General features: G+C 31.5%; 22 protein-coding genes and 1 pseudogene. 3 read left to right on the forward strand and 20 right to left on the reverse strand.

What is annotated here, in order from left to right; genetic code table 11:
• From LNP22_RS03620 to pdxA, 13 genes are all read right to left on the reverse strand, one after another.
• Positions 1-1,344 (reverse strand): sigma-54-dependent transcriptional regulator, encoded by a 1,344-nt coding sequence (locus tag LNP22_RS03620; RefSeq protein ID WP_229975376.1) that lies wholly within the window; start codon positions 1,342-1,344, stop codon positions 1-3.
• 126 nt (positions 1,345-1,470) lie between these two features.
• The gene (locus LNP22_RS03625; RefSeq protein WP_229975377.1) at positions 1,471-1,764 is read right to left on the reverse strand and encodes a hypothetical protein; all 294 of its coding nucleotides are present in this window, start codon (positions 1,762-1,764) and stop codon (positions 1,471-1,473) included.
• A gap of 12 nt (positions 1,765-1,776) precedes the next feature.
• On the reverse strand, positions 1,777-2,085 hold the full coding sequence (locus LNP22_RS03630; protein ID WP_210666153.1) for a hypothetical protein: 309 nt from the start codon (positions 2,083-2,085) through the stop codon (positions 1,777-1,779).
• 44 nt (positions 2,086-2,129) lie between these two features.
• The gene (locus LNP22_RS03635; protein ID WP_229975378.1) at positions 2,130-2,426 is read right to left on the reverse strand and encodes a PepSY-like domain-containing protein; all 297 of its coding nucleotides are present in this window, start codon (positions 2,424-2,426) and stop codon (positions 2,130-2,132) included.
• A 22-nt stretch (positions 2,427-2,448) separates the two neighbouring features.
• The gene (locus LNP22_RS03640; RefSeq protein WP_229975379.1) at positions 2,449-2,739 is read right to left on the reverse strand and encodes a hypothetical protein; all 291 of its coding nucleotides are present in this window, start codon (positions 2,737-2,739) and stop codon (positions 2,449-2,451) included.
• A gap of 27 nt (positions 2,740-2,766) precedes the next feature.
• On the reverse strand, positions 2,767-3,063 hold the full coding sequence (locus LNP22_RS03645; RefSeq protein ID WP_229975380.1) for a hypothetical protein: 297 nt from the start codon (positions 3,061-3,063) through the stop codon (positions 2,767-2,769).
• Positions 3,064-3,112: 49 nt separating this feature from the next.
• Positions 3,113-3,409, reverse strand: a complete 297-nt coding sequence (locus tag LNP22_RS03650) for a hypothetical protein (RefSeq protein WP_229975381.1) — start codon at positions 3,407-3,409, stop codon at positions 3,113-3,115.
• 297 nt (positions 3,410-3,706) lie between these two features.
• Positions 3,707-5,053 (reverse strand): acetyl-CoA carboxylase biotin carboxylase subunit, encoded by a 1,347-nt coding sequence (gene accC / locus LNP22_RS03655; protein WP_210666158.1) that lies wholly within the window; start codon positions 5,051-5,053, stop codon positions 3,707-3,709.
• A gap of 112 nt (positions 5,054-5,165) precedes the next feature.
• Positions 5,166-5,654 (reverse strand): acetyl-CoA carboxylase biotin carboxyl carrier protein, encoded by a 489-nt coding sequence (gene accB / locus LNP22_RS03660; protein WP_210666159.1) that lies wholly within the window; start codon positions 5,652-5,654, stop codon positions 5,166-5,168.
• A gap of 23 nt (positions 5,655-5,677) precedes the next feature.
• On the reverse strand, positions 5,678-6,676 hold the full coding sequence (locus LNP22_RS03665; RefSeq protein WP_229975382.1) for a beta-ketoacyl-ACP synthase III: 999 nt from the start codon (positions 6,674-6,676) through the stop codon (positions 5,678-5,680).
• Between the two features lie 171 nt (positions 6,677-6,847).
• Positions 6,848-7,042 (reverse strand): 50S ribosomal protein L32, encoded by a 195-nt coding sequence (gene rpmF / locus LNP22_RS03670; protein ID WP_007137315.1) that lies wholly within the window; start codon positions 7,040-7,042, stop codon positions 6,848-6,850.
• Between the two features lie 9 nt (positions 7,043-7,051).
• The gene (locus LNP22_RS03675) at positions 7,052-7,594 is read right to left on the reverse strand and encodes a YceD family protein (protein WP_229975383.1); all 543 of its coding nucleotides are present in this window, start codon (positions 7,592-7,594) and stop codon (positions 7,052-7,054) included.
• Between the two features lie 105 nt (positions 7,595-7,699).
• Entirely contained in the window at positions 7,700-8,749 is a 1,050-nt protein-coding gene (gene pdxA, locus LNP22_RS03680) for a 4-hydroxythreonine-4-phosphate dehydrogenase PdxA (RefSeq protein WP_229975384.1), read from the reverse strand.
• 58 nt (positions 8,750-8,807) lie between these two features.
• Here pdxA and LNP22_RS03685 point away from each other — a divergent pair, with 58 nt between their 5' ends.
• Positions 8,808-9,398 carry a riboflavin synthase gene (locus tag LNP22_RS03685; protein WP_229975385.1) on the forward strand — a complete coding sequence of 197 codons (591 nt, stop codon included), beginning with the start codon at positions 8,808-8,810 and terminating at the stop codon, positions 9,396-9,398.
• A 55-nt stretch (positions 9,399-9,453) separates the two neighbouring features.
• On the opposite strand, the gene LNP22_RS03690 is transcribed toward LNP22_RS03685, so the two are convergent.
• Positions 9,454-9,660, reverse strand: a complete 207-nt coding sequence (locus tag LNP22_RS03690) for a hypothetical protein (RefSeq protein WP_229975386.1) — start codon at positions 9,658-9,660, stop codon at positions 9,454-9,456.
• A 766-nt stretch (positions 9,661-10,426) separates the two neighbouring features.
• On the opposite strand from LNP22_RS03690, the gene LNP22_RS03695 reads away from it, so the two are divergent.
• Together LNP22_RS03695 and LNP22_RS18450 are read left to right on the forward strand one after the other, a co-directional pair.
• Positions 10,427-11,479, forward strand: coding sequence for a tyrosine-type recombinase/integrase (locus LNP22_RS03695; protein ID WP_229975387.1), 1,053 nt, complete (start codon positions 10,427-10,429; stop codon positions 11,477-11,479).
• A gap of 15 nt (positions 11,480-11,494) precedes the next feature.
• A pseudogene (locus LNP22_RS18450) lies at positions 11,495-11,638 on the forward strand (hypothetical protein); the annotation flags it as partial.
• Between the two features lie 910 nt (positions 11,639-12,548).
• On the opposite strand, the gene LNP22_RS03700 reads toward LNP22_RS18450, so the two are convergent.
• The 6 genes from LNP22_RS03700 to LNP22_RS03725 form a co-directional block, all read right to left on the reverse strand.
• The gene (locus LNP22_RS03700) at positions 12,549-13,244 is read right to left on the reverse strand and encodes an ABC transporter permease (RefSeq protein ID WP_229975388.1); all 696 of its coding nucleotides are present in this window, start codon (positions 13,242-13,244) and stop codon (positions 12,549-12,551) included.
• A gap of 101 nt (positions 13,245-13,345) precedes the next feature.
• On the reverse strand, positions 13,346-14,155 hold the full coding sequence (locus LNP22_RS03705; protein WP_229975389.1) for an ABC transporter permease: 810 nt from the start codon (positions 14,153-14,155) through the stop codon (positions 13,346-13,348).
• Positions 14,152-15,153, reverse strand: coding sequence for an ABC transporter ATP-binding protein (locus LNP22_RS03710; RefSeq protein ID WP_229975390.1), 1,002 nt, complete (start codon positions 15,151-15,153; stop codon positions 14,152-14,154). The genes LNP22_RS03705 and LNP22_RS03710 overlap by 4 nt, the downstream gene beginning before the upstream one ends.
• Positions 15,150-15,809, reverse strand: coding sequence for a hypothetical protein (locus LNP22_RS03715; RefSeq protein WP_229975391.1), 660 nt, complete (start codon positions 15,807-15,809; stop codon positions 15,150-15,152). Before LNP22_RS03715 ends, LNP22_RS03710 begins: the two co-directional genes overlap by 4 nt.
• Before the next feature lie 11 nt (positions 15,810-15,820).
• A complete protein-coding gene (locus LNP22_RS03720; RefSeq protein ID WP_229975392.1) occupies positions 15,821-17,062 on the reverse strand; it encodes an aminotransferase class III-fold pyridoxal phosphate-dependent enzyme in 1,242 nt (413 codons plus the stop codon).
• A gap of 16 nt (positions 17,063-17,078) precedes the next feature.
• Complete coding sequence (locus tag LNP22_RS03725) at positions 17,079-19,466, reverse strand: outer membrane beta-barrel protein (protein WP_229975393.1); 2,388 nt, start codon at positions 19,464-19,466, stop codon at positions 17,079-17,081.
• Positions 19,467-19,887: the final 421 nt, after the last annotated feature.

Consider the following 19,887-nt stretch of genomic DNA (forward strand, 5'->3'; position numbering starts at 1 on the left):
TTAATCAATATCGTATAATTTCAATTTATTATAAAGTGTTTTTCTGGTAATTTTGAGCAGTTTGGCGGCTTCAGACTTATTATTTTGCGTTTTAGACAAAGCATTGATAATGGTTTCTTTTTCATTTTCCGATAACGAGAAAGTTCCTCCTGAATTCTGGTGCTTTTCAATTTGAAAAAACTCGGCTGGTAAAACATCACTTTCTATAAAATTTCCTTTGGATAAAAGTGTAGCACGTTTGACGCAATTTTGAAGTTCACGTAAATTTCCGGGCCAGCTGTATTTTTGAAAAATGGCCACCACTTCGGGCGAAAACCCAATCACTTCTTTATCTAATTGCTGATTGGCTTTTTCCAGAAAATAATCTGCAAAAAGCATTAAATCTTCTGCCCGGTCTGTCAGCGATGGTGATTCAATTGAAAATTCATTAATTCTATGGTATAAATCTTCTCTAAAATCGCCGTTTTTTACAGCTTCTCTCAGGTCTTCATTTGTAGCGGTAATAATTCGGATATCAACATTGATTTCTTTGTTGCTGCCCACTGGTTTTATTTTTCGCTCCTGAAGCGCACGCAAAAGCTGTATTTGATTTTCGTATGAAAGATTGCCTATTTCATCCAAAAATATAGTTCCTCCATTAGCGGCCTCAAAATAGCCCACTTTATCGCTGATAGCTCCTGTAAATGATCCTTTTAAGTGTCCGAAAAATTCGCTGGCTGCCAATTCTTTTGGAATGGCGCCACAATCTACAGCAATAAACGTATTATTTTTACGATTGCTTTGCTCATGAATACTTTTGGCAATAATTTCCTTTCCAGTTCCACTTTCGCCAATAATCAAAACCGACATATCGGTTGGGCTTACGAGCTGAATATGGTCTAAAAGTTTTTTTGAAGCGACAGAAATTCCTTTTACAAATTCGTTTTCTGTTACGGCTTTTTTGGTCGTTGTTTTCTTTTCTTTTTTTGGAGTTACCGCTTCCGTCGGAGTTTGTAGTGCATTGTTGATTACAAGCAAAACTTCATCAGGATTGAATGGTTTCGAAATATAATCTGCAGCTCCATTTTTAATGGCTTTTACAGCAGTATTCACATCAGAGTAACCTGTCATGAGTACGACAGGAACCTCAGCATTTAAATTCTTAAATTCTGTCATAAGCGCAATTCCATCCGAATCAGGTAATCGCAAGTCGGTCAGAATCAAATCAAAAGATTCTTTGTTAATCGCCAATCGAGCTTCGGCAGCCGAGAAAGCAATTGTTACATCATAAGCTTTTTTAATTAGAAATTTTTCTAATAATTTGCAAAATGAAATATCATCTTCTATTAATAAAATCTTTGACATCTATTTTTGGTACTTTTTTGCTAAAATAAGACTATTAAAATTGTATTTTCATAAAATTTTCCAAAAAAAAAGAGATCACCGAAGTAATCTCTTTTTTACCAAAAACATAAATCTAATTTCACCTAATTATATTTTCAACCAGTTTCCATTGGCATCTGAATATACAATAGCCTTTTGGTCTCCAACTGATATTTCTAATTTGTATTCTTTTTTTTCATTCACATACACTTTATCCAAATTTGCACCTGGGTATGCCGTTTTCAAAGCCGTTCTTACCACTGCGGGAACAGCATCAACGGCAACTTCTGTATAAATCTCCTGAAAATTTACGATCGTTACTTTTTCATCATTTCGATCAGTAGTAGCGTAAATTGATAAACTCCCAAGAACAATAGCTGCTGACAAGATTACGTTTTTCATACTCATTTATTTTTAGTATTTTTCGGCGATCACACCTTTGGCATCTGTAAAAACATAATGCTTAGGTGAATCCTCGCCAGAATTCAGTTCTAATTTGTATTGTTTCTTCCCGTTTACGTAAGCTTTTACAAGTTTAGAGTTCGGAAAAGACTTTTCTAATGTAGCTTTTACTTCTGCAGGAAGAGCATCCGCTTTAATTTCTTTGTAATCGTCCTGAACATTTTCAACATTCAAAACAGATTTTTTTACAATTGCCGCTTCAGCGTTTGTGAATAAAGTCCCTAAAACAATTATTACAGCTGATAAAATTAATTTTTTCATATTGATTTGATTTTTAATTAGTATTAGCTGATAAAAGTAGGGAATTATTTTTTTATAATGTTCCCTGAAGCATCTGTATAAACGGTATACTTTTTGTCTCCATTAGCAATTTCAAGTTTAAACTCATTCTTCTCATTTTTGTATGCTTTTTCTAGCTTTGTACCCGGAAAAGATTTTTCGACAGTTGATTTTACAGCAGCTGGAAGAGCGTCTAAGCTAACTTCTGTATATTCATCTTGTGTAATTACTGACTGTGACATTATCTTCGTGATCGAAGGGACAGCAGCCTGAACAGACATAGTACCCAAAACGATTGCTACTGATAAGATTAGCTTTTTCATAGTGATTGTTTTTTTTTTTAAATTATTTTTTAAGAATATTCCCCTGAGCATCTGTATACACAACCGATTTTTGGTCTCTTACCGTGATCTCAATTTTGTATTCTTTTTTGTCATTAATGTATGCTTTGTCCAGTTTTATTCCCGGATAAGCATTATCCAGAGCTGTTTTGATCACTGCCGGAACAGCATCAATCTCTTTATATTCATCCTGAACAGTTATAAACTGTTTTAGAGGAACTTTTATTGCATTCGTTGTTGCATTTGCCGATAAAGTTCCCAAAACGATTGCTGCTGATAAGATTAACTTTTTCATACTAATAGTTTTATAGGTTACTTTATATTATTTTTTAATCCAAGATCCGTCTGCGTTAGCATAAAGAGACCCAACTTTGTCTCCAACCTTAACATCCAGTTTATACTCCATTTTTGCATTTTTGTATGCTTTTGAAAGAATGGCATCTGGATAGGCTTTTTTAAGTGCATCTGTAACGGCAGCCGGTACTTCTTCTAATTTAATTTCTGTGTATTCGTCCTGAAGAACAATTGTTTTTGCGTTTGTGATTGTAACTGGAGAAGTGGTAGCAAATGATGTTAAACCTCCCAAAATGATTGCGGCTGATAAAAATAAATTTTTCATAATAATGTTTTTTTAATTTTAATAAATCTAATTTTGAAACTCTCCCAGATTATTTCTGAATCCAAGTTCCGTCTGCGTTAGCATAAAGCGATCCTACTTTCTCTCCCACAGTAACATCTAATTTGTATTGAGAAGCTGCATTTTTGTATGCTTTTGAAAGTAAAGCGGTCGGATAGGCCTTTTTTAAAGCTTCTGTAATTGGAGCTGGCAACTCTTCTAATTTAATTTCTGTATATTCATCTTGAATAGAAATTGTTTTTACGATAGTGTTGACATTAGGAGAAGTAGTTGCGAATGAAGTGAAACCTCCTAAAACAATTGCGGCTGATAAAAATAAATTTTTCATAATGTGTATATTTAAATTATTTGATAGTTGTTTACGCTTTAGATAATGAAATAACTGTGCCGTAACAGCTACATCAATCCCAAAACCACATAAAAACCTATATTTCAAAGCTTTAATAAAAAAATACTTAAAATATAATATCCCGATTTGTGTGTAATTATTTGAAATGTTGTATAAAAAGTATACACGTCAATTGTGTAATGAGAAGAATGGAAAACAAAAAACCCGATGTGTTTTTGCAAACACATCGGGACATCAAAATAAAAAAGGCTGTCAAAATTGACAGCCTTTAGAAAATTACTCTGGAGTATTCATTTTGAAAGTATCCATGAAAGCAGTTGTATAATCGCCTGAGATATATCTCGGATCATCCATTAATTGTCTGTGGAAAGGTATTGTAGTTTTCACACCCTCGATAACAAATTCATCCAAAGCTCTTCGCATTTTGCTAATGGCTTCTTCACGTGTTTGCGCAGTCGTAATCAACTTTGCAATCATAGAATCATAGTTTGGCGGAATACTGTAACCAGAGTATACGTGAGTATCTAAACGAACTCCGTGACCTCCTGGCATGTGAAGCGTCGTAATTTTACCTGGTGAAGGGCGAAAATCATTATAAGGATCTTCGGCGTTAATACGACATTCTATTGCGTGTAATTGTGGCAAATAATTTTTTCCTGAAATCGGAATTCCGGCAGCAACCATAATTTGCTCACGAATCAAATCATAATCAATTACTTGTTCTGTAATTGGATGCTCAACTTGAATACGTGTATTCATCTCCATAAAATAGAAGTTTCTGTGTTTGTCCACAAGAAATTCTACTGTTCCGGCACCTTCATATTTAATGTATTCTGCCGCTTTTACAGCAGCTTCTCCCATTTTAGCTCGCAATTCATCTGTCATGAATGGCGAAGGCGTTTCTTCTGTTAATTTTTGGTGACGACGTTGTACAGAGCAATCTCTTTCAGAAAGGTGGCATGCTTTTCCGTATGAATCTCCTACAACCTGAATTTCGATATGACGTGGTTCTTCAATAAGTTTCTCCATGTACATTCCATCATTTCCAAAGGCTGCAGCAGCTTCCTGACGCGCACTTTCCCAAGCTTTGTGTAGGTCTTCTTCTTTCCAGATAGCGCGCATTCCTTTTCCACCACCACCGGCAGTAGCTTTCATCATCACAGGATAACCAATTTCTTTGGCTACTACAAGAGCTTGTTCAAAAGACTCTAGAATCCCTTCTGATCCTGGTACACAAGGCACTCCAGCTTCAATCATAGTAGATTTTGCAGAAGCTTTGTCTCCCATTCTATCAATCATTTCAGGAGAAGCGCCAATAAATTTGATACCGTGCTCTTGACATATTTTTGAGAATTTAGCATTCTCTGAAAGAAATCCGTATCCCGGATGTATTGCGTCTGCGTTTGTAATTTCGGCAGCAGCAATAATATTTGACATTTTCAAATAAGATAAGTTGCTTGGAGGGGGACCAATACAAACCGCTTCGTCAGCAAACTTAACGTGTAAACTTTCTGCATCGGCTGTAGAATAAACTGCAACAGTTTTGATTCCCATCTCCTTACATGTACGAATCACACGAAGTGCAATTTCTCCTCTATTCGCAATTAGTATTTTTTTAAACATCTTTATTTAAATTAGATAATTAGACAAATTGATCATTAGATAATTTTAGGCGATCTCAAAAATTTTATTTTTTGGATATCGTTCTAAAATCTAAAATCTAGAATCTAAATTTTTATGATGGATCAACTAAGAATAAAGGTTGGTCAAATTCTACAGGAGACATATCGTCAACAAGAATTTTTACAATTTTCCCTGAAACTTCTGATTCTATTTCGTTGAATAATTTCATTGCTTCAATTACACAAAGAACATCTCCTTTTGCGATTGTGCTTCCAACTTCTGTAAAAACAGGTTTGTCTGGAGATGGTTTTCTATAAAAAGTACCAATAATTGGCGATTTTATAGTAATAAATTTAGAATCTTCAGATGGAGCAGCTGCTGCTTCAGTGTTTACGTTTACTACTACTGGTGATGCCTGAGGGGCAACGGCCTGTGGCAATGCAGCCTGAGCTGGCAATTGTTGTACATAAGTAGTTTCTGTAACGTTACCTTCCAGAGTAGTTCTAATGGTAATTTTTACATCATCCATTTCCAACTTTACTTCTGCAACACCCGAATTTGCAACAAATTTGATTAAGTTTTGAATTTCTTTTAAATCCATAATGATTCGTTTTTAGTTTTAATTTATTTTTTATCGTACGCCCATTTAATGTATATAGATCCCCAAGTGAATCCACCACCAAATGCAGCAAAAATAACATTATCTCCTTTTTTGAACAAATGTTCAAAGTCACTTAATACTAAAGGCAAAGTCGCAGAGGTTGTATTACCGTATCTCTCAATATTCATTAATACTTTTGAGTCTTCAAGGTTCATTCTGCTTGCGGTAGCATCAATAATACGCTTGTTTGCCTGATGCGGTACTAACCAATTTACATCTTCGTTAGTCAAATTATTTCTTTTTAAGATCAATTCGCTGGCATCAGCCATATTGGTTACAGCATATTTAAAAACTGTTTTTCCGTCTTGAATAATATTGTGTCTGTTTTCTTGAACAGTTGCTAAAGTAGTAGGTATTAGCGAACCTCCGGCAGGAATTTTAAGAAAATCGCGTCCTACACCATCGCTGCGTAAATATTCATCCTGCAATCCCAGACCTTCATAATTTGGTTCGAATAAAACGGCTCCCGCTCCATCTCCAAAAATAATGCAAGTGGCACGGTCTGTATAATCAACAATAGAAGACATTTTATCGGCACCAATTAAAAGTACTTTTTTATATCTTCCTGATTGAACGTAAGCGGCTGCAGTTGACATTCCGTATAAAAAACTTGAACAAGCTGCCTGCAAATCATAAGCAAAAGCATTTGTAGCGCCAATTTCTGTAGCAACGTAAACTCCTGTTGATGCTACTGGCATATCTGCTGTAGCGGTCGCCATTATGATCATATCAATCTCTAATGGATCAATATTGGCTTTTGCCATTAAATCCTGTGCTGCTTTTATAGCAAGGAACGAAGTTCCTTTGTCAGGATCCTGAAGAATTCTTCTTTCTTTAATCCCGGTACGAGTAGTAATCCATTCGTCATTAGTATCGACCATAGTTTCCAGTACTTTGTTCGAAAGTACAAAGTCAGGAACATAAGCTCCAACAGCGGTAATTGCGGCTGTGATTGTATTCATTATATTTTATTATTTCGTTTCAAATATAGCTATTTGAAAAATTTTTAAAAGACTTGAAAATTACAAAAAAAACGAAATGAATTTGTATAAATTTTCCTAAAAAAGGAAAACTCTAACCAACAAAAAAAACTCTCACTATGTGAGAGTTCTAGTATCATTTACAAAAACGTATTAAGCAACCGCTACAGATTTATCGATAACAACTTGCCCTCTGTAATACATTTTACCTTCATGCCAGTAAGCTCTGTGGTATAAATGTGCTTCTCCAGTAATAGGACATGTAGCGATTTGAGCTACAGTAGCTTTATAATGTGTTCTTCTCTTATCTCTTCTTGTTTTCGAGATTTTTCTCTTAGGATGTGCCATTTTACTATATTATTTATCCGTTAATAGTTGCTTTAATTTGTCCCAACGCGGGTCAATATCTTCTTCTTGTTTACTCTCTTTTTTTACTTCTTTGACTTTTAATTCATTCAGTTTTGTTAAGGCTTCTGTTTGTAAGCTTCCGTCTTTTACTCCTGGATGAACTCGTTTTAGTGGTACCGACAATGCGATCATTTCATAAATGTATTGTGCAACATCTATTTCGTGTTCTCCGTGGGGCAAGATTAGCAATTCTTCATTATCATTATTGAATTCATCTCCAAAACGAACAATCAATTTCATCTTACCTTTTAAAGGCAGATCAAAATCTTCGCTGGTTAGATCACAAGGCACATTTACAGTTCCTTTGTGTTTGAATTCCAACTCCAACATGTTGCTTTTCTTATCTAAAACTAAATTTACTTTGATATCCGAACTTTGAAATTCGTCGTAATCAAAGTTCTCAAAGAACTTGTTATTTATTTGATACTCAAAATTGTGCTTCCCTAGCTTTAATCCTATAAAAGGAATTAAAAATTCTTTTGATTTGCTCATTTCAACATCAATTTATCCCACTCCTATCTAAAACTAGATACCTGAATTGGGGTGCAAAGATATAAAATTATTATAAAACTAATAATCTTATTCACCTTTTTTTGTTTATAACTGTTTTTCTTTTATTTTAAGAGGTTTTTCGGTAATCTCCTCATACTGATTGCGGGAGCGAAAAATGTCTATCGCAAGATAAACAGCCTCCTTAAACGAGTTGTAATCCGCCATGTCTTTCCCAGCAATATCGTACGCTGTACCGTGATCTGGAGAGGTTCTCACCTTGTTTAAACCGGCGGTATAATTAACTCCTTTTCCAAACGATAATGTTTTAAAAGGAATCAATCCCTGATCGTGATACGTCGCTACTATTGCATCGTATTTTTCGTACTGACCGCTTCCAAAAAAGCCATCAGCAGGAAATGGACCAAAAACCATCGTTCCTTTATCGAAAATTTTCTTCAAAACCGGTTTCAAAATCAAATCATCTTCTTTGCCAATCACACCACCATCGCCCGCATGAGGATTCAATCCTAAAACGGCAATTTTTGGCTTTACAATACTAAAATCCTGAATTAATGATTTTCTTACCGTTTCTATTTTTCTTGTAATTAATTCTTCTGTCAAATGCGATGAAACTTCATTAATTGGTACATGATCGGTTAGCAAGCCCACTCTCAAATCGCCCTGCACCATCATCATTAGAGCATTTCCGTCTAATTCTTTGTCCAAATAATCGGTATGTCCCGGAAATTTAAAATCTTCAGATTGAATATTATATTTATTGATCGGAGCCGTAACCAAAACATCAATTACACCTTCTTTTAGCGCTTTTGTAGCCGCTATAAATGATTTGATGGCGTACTCGCCTATTTTTTCATTATTCACCCCTAAATGAATATCGACACCTTCTTTCCAGAGGTTAAAAACATTTACTTTACCAGGCAAAATCTGATCTAACTTATCAACGCCATGAAATTGAATCGTAGAAGTAAAACTTTTTTTTACGAATGAAAGTATTTTCGCATTGGCAAAAATAACTGGCGTACATAATTCTAACATACGAGAATCTTCGAATGTTTTAAGTATAACTTCGCTTCCAATACCGTTTAAATCTCCAATCGAAATTCCAACAATTATATTTTCTGCTTTTTTATTCATGAGCTCCAATTATTTATTACTAATTTTGATGTGCAAATTTAGTAAAATAAAACCAACAATGTTTACAGGAATCATAGAAACCTTAGGAAGGATTCACGAAATACAAAAAGACCAGAGTAATCTTCACATCACCGTCGATTCGTCTTTTACCCATGAGTTAAAAATAGATCAAAGCGTCTCGCACAACGGAATTTGTCTGACCGTTATCGCGATCAAAGATTCGTTGTACACGGTTACCGCCATAGACGAAACCATCTTAAAAACCAATATTGGAGACTGGAAAGTAAATGATATTGTAAATCTGGAAAGAGGCATGAAATTGGGCGATCGCCTTGACGGACATATTGTGCAAGGCCACGTAGACCAGACCGGAACCTGTATAAACATCGAGGAAGCAAACGGAAGCTGGAACTATACTTTTGAATACGACAAAAACCTAAACAATATTACCATAGAAAAAGGTTCTATAACCGTAAACGGAGTAAGTCTTACGGTGGTACATTCTAAAACAAACGAATTTAGCGTATCTATTATTCCATATACGTACGAAAATACCAATTTTAAAAACTTTAAAGTTGGCACAAAAATCAATTTAGAGTTTGATGTAGTCGGAAAATACATTTCGAGACTTTACTCGATCAATAAATAAACACAAACAACTTAAAACCAAAAAAAGCTCTAATTTTTCAATTAGAGCTTTTTGTTTATATTTTTCTACGCTTGTACATTACAGTTGCCCCAAGCATTACTGCCGAAACTCCTAGAAGCAATAAATGGTCATTTATTGGCAGAGGTGGCGGCGGACACGTATCACACGGTTCTTCAGGATCTGGTGGATCTTGCGCCCATACATTTGATACATTAATCAATATCAAAAAAAATACTAAAAAAATTGTTCTTACTATCTTCATAAAATAATCCGTCTGAAATAACAGACGTGTAGGTTTTGTTAATTTTTTTCTCGTATCTAATTTTGTATCAGTGAGGCTCTAAAACAAAATTATTTGGCAAATGTAAAAGTTTTTTAAAGAAATCCAATACTTTACCGCAATAAAAAGACCTTTCTTTTTTATTGAAAGGCTTTTCTTTCTCTGCCTACCGTAACGAAATAAAAATAGTACAAAACACAGAATTTAAAACCCTAAACTCCTCCACTTTTAATAGCTAAAAAACTAAATTCTAATACGATATGGGCGTTCCCCTCCGGGTCAGGCTGTTCGCTACATCTTTTGCGAATAAGGTTTTGGGCTGCCGCGCCAGAACACAAATAGATCGCAAAAGGATACCGCTGCCATCCTTAACGCAATCTGCCAATAACTAGAATATTTAAGTTTTGTAATAATATTTTAAGCTTAATTTTTATTGTTCGGGGAGTTTAAAAGACGAGCAGTTGGGTTTAATACTGAGGTATATTCAAAATTATTGATCCCATACAAACAAAAAAGCCTTACATTTCTGTAAGGCTTTGATTTTAAACGTGGTCCCACCTGGGCTCGAACCAGGGACCACCTGATTATGAGTCAGGTTTAATTAATTTTATTATAGCTTATTTTTTATTATAATATCTATAAATCAGATACTTATAAAAATAAAACCAAACAATAAATTATTATTTTTTATTTTAATTGTACTTTTGTTCGTCAAATGTTCGTCAAATTATAACTTATATTTTCAACAATGATATCATACAAATTTACACTAAAAGCAACGCCAAATGCACAAGGCGAGTATTTTATTAATCTTGTATTAATCAAAGACAGAATAACTACTAGTTTATCAATCAAAAAAAAATGTAAGCACGAAGATTGGTCATTTGAAACAGAACGTCTCAAAAAATCGCATAAAGAACACAAGCAAATTAATGATTTGATTGAAAAATATTCGGGTCGTATCAACAATATTATTCATGAATTCGAATTAGATGAAACACCATTCACCTTACAGGATATTCTAACCAAATTCAAAAAAGATTCAGGAAAACAACAACCGGTAAGCTATACCACTTTTCACGAAAGTATTATCGAAGAAATTAAAAACGCAGGAAAACTGTCAACTAGCAACATTGAAAAAGAAACATTAAGATCAATTCAACTGTTTTTCAATAGGACCGAAATCACTTTTAGAGATTTATCCGTGGACTCAATTTATAAATATCAATCCTTCTTAAATGTCAACAAGAACAGTCAAAGTACAATTGGCATAAGAATCCGTACTTTAAGAGCTGTTTTCAATAAAGCTATTAAACGTGAAATCATTCCCGCAACAATCTATCCTTTTGATAAATTTAAAGTATCGAAAATTAAGGAAAGCGGTAAAAAAGAATACTTATCTGAAAAAGAACTGGAAACATTGAAAAGCGCACAACTGTTGAAAAAAAACGACATCATTGCAAGAGATATGTTCCTCCTAAGTTTTTATGGAAGAGGAATTAATTTCATTGATTTAATGCAATTAAAAAAAACAGATTTATACAAAGAAACGATTACCTACAAAAGAAGTAAAACCGAAGTCATAGTAAACTTTAAAATAAACGAGTTCTGGGAACAGAAAATTGAAGAATATACGTCACCAACCGATTCAGTCTATTTGTTCAACATCATTCATAACAATCAGAACTCCAAAATTTATATAAATAACAGAAAAAGAAAATATCTCAAAGTTTATATAAACACACCTCTTAAAACAATTACTACCGATTTAGGCATTCAAAAGAAAATCACCTACTACTGAGAAAGACATTCATTTGCAACGATTCTAAAATTCAATAATATATCAATAGATATTATTAAGGAAGCTTTAGGACATAAAGACATTAAATCCACCATGTCTTATTTAAACACACTTCCAAGTAACACTTTAGACAAAATGATTGATGATATTATTTTTTGAGTCCGACTTAACCAAACTTAAACCCCTCTTAAATAACATCAAAATTTATTTATATTGGCATTAAAAATCAACTCTTTAACTTGTTGATTTGAGTTTCCTTTTTAAACACAAATTCTTAAAAAACCTCGGATTGTCGCAAAATTTAATAAAAAAGAAAAGTAAATAAGATGAAAAAAGAAATCACATATACACTAACCGCTAATTTTGAATCATAATCGAATCAAACCGAAGAAGGTATTGAATCTTGGCTAGCAAGAGGCCTCCAACATCTACTATATTATACCAAATGGGATAATTTTGTAAGTGTACTTTCCAAAGCCAAAACTGCATGTGAATTTTCCGGAGAAAGCATCAACAACTATTCTGCCGACGTCGGAAAAATGGTTTATATTGGTTCTGTTGCGCAAAAAGAAATACAAGACATCATGCTAACCAGAGATGTATATTATCTTATTGCGCAAATAAACATAAGAACAAACTTGTGACGTCCCACTGGAACTGTTCACTAATAAAAGATTGGTTTATGAATTAAAAATCGTGCTAAAATGATGGAAAAGCTTTCAGATTCACCACATTCCAACACGATTATAATAAGTATTGCCTTTTTTTAAGGAAAAACAATAAAAAATTAGCCTAAGACTTGTTTTCAATAGAAGACGACTTCTTTTGGCTGCGGTGACCCTAAAGGATACATTTCAAACCATTTTATAACAGGACAAATGTCGAACTATTTTTATTGAATCTTTTAGGGAGAATTTGCCTCAAAAAAATGCACAAAATCTAAATAGACACGTTTGCGCTTTTTTAATGAATATTTTCAGCTAATAAATCAATCAATACTTTCGAAAGTAAATGTTAAATATTGCTTGTTTTGTTTATATAGATTTTTCAGATGTAATATTAGTATTGTCTAACTTGAAGCAGATGAATATGTTTTTAAACCTAGTTTCCATACTATTAATAATATTGTGATTAAAAAAAATAAACAAACGATATAACATCCCACTATTTTCATTGTCCATCCATCAAATAAAACAGACACAGGAACAGAAGCAATTAAGGAAAAAGGCAGAACAGATAATAATAATTTTTTAACAAACCCCGTATAGATTTGATGAGGCTGATTACCAAATCTTTGTAAAGAAGAAAAAATATCTTTAAATCCTTTGCCTGAATGTGTCCAAAAAACAGGTATAGTAAATAAAATACTTAAAATTGAAAATATTAAAAACCCACTTACTAAGAGAATCGAATAAACAAATAGATTTTGCAATTCAATGGTTTGTTCGTAGTTGTAAATTGACCAGATTAAAAAAGAAAAAGATAATATTAAATTCATAAATGAATTAGCAGCAAAATCTCTTAAAGTCAAAAAAAACAAGGAAGAAATAGGTCTTATTAAATAGTAATCTAATTCTCCTTTATTTATATATACAGGTAACCACCAAATATTGTTTGAAAATATTGTCATATGTAAAGCATCAATAAAAAATATGCTTCCCATAAAAATAATGACTTGATTATAATTCCAGCCGCCTAGTAGACTTGTGTATCTAAAAATAACAGAAAAGAATGCAATTTGAGTAATATACCATAGTACATCCATAAATATTCGAAAGAAAAAATCAAATCTAAAAATTAACGCTTTATTAAATGAAAAACGTATAAAATGCAAATACAAAATAAAATATCTCATCATTAATTATTTTAAATTCCTACACCACTATACAAATTTTTGCCCTTTGACCATGTAAATTGTCCTATTAAAAATAGCAAAATACACCAAATAGAACCTATTAGCATTTCTTTAAGCCATACCTCAAAAGAAATTTTTCCAAAAAGAGTATTTATTGGCAAATCAAATAAAAATTTAAAAGGAAGATATGTAATAATATTTTGGACATTGGGAGGCAACATATTTAACGGAAATAGGTAGCCTCCCAACAAACACGCTATAAACCATTTCAATATATCTAAACTCCATACATTGCTTACCCAAAATGCAAATAATTGAGTTAGATAATCTATTAAAAAATATAAAATGTTGGCCATCGCTATTGAGCAAATTCCCATAATTAATGATGATGTACTTATTTGTATCTCATAAGATTTGTCAATTATAAAAAAAGCTATTATGCCAAACAAAAAAAATTGTATTAGGGCAGGGGCTAATTTCCCAAGATATTGGGCATACTTAAAACTAATATAATTAACGGGAAATATTATGTACCTATTTAGATTTCCCTGATAAATATCTTGAGAAACATCATTAGTAGATTTTTGGGCACGAATAATTTTACTGATTAAAATAACTCCTAAATAATACAGATATATACTTGATAAATTATAACCCGCTATTTGTTTTAACTTGGTTTGTTCAAAAATAGCACTCCATAAAAACCAAACTACAAAAAACTCTACCAGAAAACTAATTATTGAATTAATCCAAAAATCAAAACGATATGTCATTTTTGTTTTTGCTTCTAAAATCAATACTTTAAAATATAATTTCATCATACGGACGTATTAACAATGTTTTTTAAAACTGAATCAATAATTAGGGAAGAATTAACCTCTTCTATTGTTAAATCAATAATAGGATAATTTTCTAAAATCAAATTAATTATTTTAGTAATATCTTCTCTTAAAACTTTAATTTCAATAAAATGATCATTAATTATAACATTTCCAAAAGCAGAAAGTGGATCTGGATTTTTTTTAAAATTTTCAAAATTTTCAAAATGAACCTTTACCACTTTATAAGGAGAATACAATTTCATAATTTTGTCTAACTTTCCATCATATACTAATTCACCTTCTTTAATAATTAAAACTCTTTTACAGAGACTCTCTATGTCTTCCATATAATGACTTGTTAGAATTACTGCCGGACGATATTTTTCGATATACTTTAGTATAAATTCTCTAATATTATATTGAGAACTAACATCAAGACCTATTGTTGGCTCATCAAGAAACAAAACTTTTGGTTTGTGCAATAATGACGCAATTAATTCCATTTTCATCCTTTCACCTAAACTTAATTGCCTTAGTTGTATATTGATTAAATGCTTAACATTAAGAATTGAACAAAGTTCATCAAGTATTTCCTGATAATCATTTGTTGGAATCTGATAAATTTCCTTCAGCAATAAAAAGCAGTCTGCAGCAGGCAAATCCCACCACAATTGAGCCTTTTGCCCCATAATTAGCGAGATTTGTTTGCGAAAATTATTGTTTCTTTCCCAAGGAATATAGTTAAGTACTTCAACACTGCCTTCAGAAGGGTTAATAATGCCTGTTAGCATTTTTAGCAATGTTGTTTTTCCTGCTCCGTTAGCTCCAAGGACACCAATGATTTCTCCTTCGCTTACATTGAAGGAAACATTACTTAATGCTTTTTTTTCTACATATTCTCTCTTAAAAAGAGCTTTTAAAGATCCTCTAAAGCCTTCTTCTTTTTTATGTATTTTAAATACTTTAGATAAATCAGTAACCTTAATAATTATACTCATGCGATATTTTCTTCTAATATAAGGTTAATGCTTCTATGAGGATTTGCTATCCACTTATTTTTATATTTAAGATTTTCTCTGCTTTCATGTTTAATAGCTGTTGACAAAGCTAAATAACAAGTTTGAATTACCTGAGTTTTACCCATTTCATTATAAGCAAATAACCATTTTCTCGAATATTGATAACTTTCTTCTCCGGATATAGTGTCAATTTCCTTAAATTTTATTTGCAGTGTTGGTAATTCATTTTCTTCGAAAACATCAAATTCCCAGTCTTCATAAGTTATGTCAGAGATGATCTCTATAATATCATTAAAAGATGAAACCATTTTCGATTTGTATGGGTCTACTATTTTATTTTCTATTTTGATAAATTTATCTTCATTTGAATTGGGACAAAAAATCGCAACATCTTTATAAAGAAACTTATGCGAACAAATATATTTTTCCAAATTAAAAATGGTATTGAAGCATATCTGAATCAAATCCTGAAATCTTATATCATCCTGGATATAAATAATTTTATATGAATCAGACATTTCTACCTCACTATTTGATGGTGTGATTTTTAGCAGATTCACATTACTAATGTTAATAAGTTCAATTCCCCAGTCCTTGTAGGATACTTCTTCGATAATAGTTTTTACTTTTTTCATATGTAGAGGTATTAATTAATTTCATTTAACCATGATAAAATTGATTTATAAAATATATCTTCCAAGTCATTAGTTTTTAATTGGTTATGACTCAATGAGACAAATGAAGGATGTCCGACAAGAAATAAAAGACCATTGTCTAAAAACAATCTTTGCAGAAGGAATAATTTTGAAGGGTCATTATATATCTGATCTTTAAAACGTATATCCAACAAGCTTCCTCCAAAAATTGAATGCATACTTAATAATTCTGTACAGTTAAGTTTTTCTGTAACAGAATTAAATGATTTAGCTATGCTATTTCCTATTTTTTTTAATTCAGCATATGCATTACTTGTCTGCATGATTTCCTGAGTAATTAGGGCACATTGAACGGATAGTAATTCTTTCGAATGTGTTCCTCCTATTTGGGAATTTAAGGTGTAATCATAATAATCTTCTTTTGCCAATAATAGGCTTAATGGCGCTCCGTTTCCTATCGCTTTTCCAAGAATTAAAATATCCCATAGATTTACTTCATTTCCTATATGCCCCAAAGGCGATACTCTTCCGGCTGTTTTTGTTTCGTCAATTACAATAACTATATCAAATTCTCTACAATATGCAATAGCTTTTTCCATTACATCTTTATCAACAAAAGACCATTGAAAAGCATCAATTATAAAACATGCAATTTTATCACCGTGTAAATTAAGAATGCTTTTAAGTTCTTCTATTTCTAACGATACCCAATTAAGAACTTTTTCATCATTACTTACTCCTCTTAAGCCTTCGGTATTTCTTATAGCCTTTCGGTGTTGTGGCGGAAGATGCCAAGAGGGAGAATTAGCGTGTTGTACATCATGCCACCCACTGAATCCGCATCTGAGAACTCCTTTTTTTCCTGTCTTTAAGGTTGAAATTCTTATTGCTCCTGTTACTGCTTCAGATGATGTTTTCATAAAGACAGAAACCACGTCTATATCAATTTTAGATTCATTTAAAATATTACTAATGTAATTTTCATGATATGGTGTGAAACTTGGAAGATGGATACCAGTGTTTAGTGATTCTGATACTTTATTATTAAAAATGCTGTTGCTATGACCGAGAATGACTGGCCCATAGCCCAATACACAATCAATATATTTTCTTTTTTGATTGTCAAATACAAAGGGGCCATTTCCTTTGATAAATATAATTTCTTCATTTTGTGAGTTGAAATATCGTACTACTCGGCGTTTTATTATTCTACTTTTATCTATTGTATTCATTTTTGTTTTTTTTATTTTATTTTTTCATTCTATTTCTTTCCTCTTCCAGGGAATTAGTATTTATTTTTTTGTCTTTTTGTTTAGATTCAAAAATGTTATAACCAATATTGAATTTGATTTGCCGGCTTTCCCATTTGTTATTTATCTTAATTGAATTGCCTAAAGAACCTAATTCTCCTTTAAATCTGTCAGTATTAAATAAATCTGTCACGCTCGCTTTAAATACACCTCTATTTTTAAGAAAAGTAATTTTTGCTCCAATGTCCATAGAAAAAGTCTCTTCAATATTATATAGTCCACCCTTTGAAACTTGTGGAGACATATATCTTAAAGAAATACTTCCGGAAAAATTATCGAAAAAAATAAAAGAGCTTATGGTTTGGAAGTAACCACCCCATCCGTTAATTTTCGAAGGGAAATCGCTAACCTCTGGAGAATAATCGTCATAGTATATTGATATGATATTACTAATATCCCACCATTTATAGCATTTAATTGGAAATGATATGTTTGAGCTAAATCGATTTGCTTTTTTAACATTCTCATACATGTATATTTCCTCTTTAGATTCTACATCTTGTTTGGCTAAACGATTTAACTGGTTTGCTGTGTGAATGTAATTTAAAGAGAAATTAATTTTTTTATAGGTATCTGAAATACTGTAACTTTCTGTTATTTGAGGCTGGAGATTAGTGTTTCCTGACAATCGGGTGTAATCGTCTAAATAGTCCTGATACGGATTAAGTGCATCGTAATTTGGCCTTATTATACTTTTAGAATAACTTGTGCCCAATATGTGATTCTTAAGATTATACGTAAGAGAAAAATTGGGAAAAAAACTAGTATAGTTGCTCTTTTTTAGAGTAGACTCTTCGATCGTTATAAAATCATTTTTAATATGAGTATCTTCAACTCTAAAACCTGCTTTTATATTAAGAATTTTATAGTCAAAGAAAGCACCAGTGTAAAAAGCAAGGACATTTTCATTATAATTAAAATCATTATAATCATACAGTTCTAAAGAATTACTATTTGTAACATTATAGTAGTTATTAAAATTAGATGTTTTTGTAAAAGCAACTTTTCCCCCAAAATCTAATTTTATTTTTTTGTTCAACAGCTGTGTTAGATTTATTTGTCCTGAAATTATTTTGACCCTTGCAGATACAGTATTTTGCATTAAAGAATCATTAAGGGAATTTTTCTGAATATCAGATTTTGAATCGTCCTTATTATTTAAATACGTTATGCCTGAAGAAATTTCAGTTCCATTATTATTAAGTTTTCCTAAATAGCTTGTAGAGAAAAGCATTTGATTCCAATCTACATTCTGTGTGTTTCTAGACTCAAATCTGGATAAAATTTCATTATTGATATAGATATTAGTATTTCCGCTTATTGGATATTTATCATTATTTAGTTTGTATTCAAAGTCTGATTTAACTGTGTGATTTTTATTAATTTCATATTCCAATCCGAGGATATAAGAATTATTTTTTAATTTTTTATCTAAATTTGTATTTTGTTTAGATTGCCAAATTTCATTATCATTAAGAATTGTTCTGTCTAATTTTACAACTTGTAAAAATGTGTTATTTACATAATTGTATGTTCCCCATACATTTAATTTGTCTTTATTGTATCCTATACTTGTACCAACATAATATTTGGAGGCTCTTCCATATGCCCAGCCTGAATTAATATTAGAATACAAACCTATTTTACTGTTTTTTTTAAGTTTTATATTTATCATTCCCAAAGCACTAGTAGCATCATATTTAGAAGAGGGATTTATTACAATTTCTATTTCTTTTATATTTGAACTAGGTATATTTCTCAATGTATTGGCTAGATCTTTTTTAGACAGAGTCATTAGTTTATCATCAATTAGAATTGATGCCTCAGATTTTCCGGCGAGACTTATATTATCTTCGCCATCGATTATTACATTAGGAGTATTCTTTAAAATATCGTATAAATTGCTTCCTCCGGTTAGTGAGCTATTGTCAACATCAATTATAGTTTTTTCATTGTTGATTTTTATTAATTTCTTTTTTGTCACTATATCAACACTTTGTAAACTATTTGTATTGACTGCTTTGATAGTTCCCAATTCGATGTTTTCCTCTAAATAAAAATCTTTTTTAAATAAAACGTTTCCAAGTTGCTTTATCATTAATATGTAATTTCCTTTTTTCTCATTTATCTGAAAGATCCCATCTTGGTTTGAAAGTTCACTTTTTGTTACAAGACTGTCTTTTGTTAATAGTAAGATTTCTGCAAACTCTATTGGTTGATCATTAGTATTAATAATTTTTCCATTTATAGTTATTTGAGAAAATATTTTACTTTGTATTGAAATAATTAAAAAAAGGCAAATAGTGATTAACTGTTTTTTTTTCATTCTTTTTTATCGGTTTACTAAATTTTGTGCCGTTTTTTAAGTAGTAGCAATTATAATAACACGGCGGATTAAGGAAGGTATAAATGGCAATAATAATCAAAAGTATAACCAATTCAAATTAAGTTTAAACCCTTTTTATTGCTGATATTAGGATAATATTGGTTACTAATTGCAATATTTAAAAGAGAATAGAGATTGAAAAAAAACAAATAAGATATGCTTTTATTTTCGTAATAAATGCTTGATTCTATAGTATGTGAATATTTTATTTGATAGCCAACTTTGTATTTTTTAAATTGTTGCCCTATATTTGATTCGATGAAAATGTAGTCTGATATAATTATTTCTTCATGGATACAAATCCACTGACTTAAAAATTTTGAAACTGAAAATTTTGTTTTAAAAACTGAAATCACATTCT

The sequence above is a fragment of the Flavobacterium flavipigmentatum genome (genome assembly GCF_020911905.1).
Lineage (GTDB): Bacteria > Bacteroidota > Bacteroidia > Flavobacteriales > Flavobacteriaceae > Flavobacterium > Flavobacterium flavipigmentatum.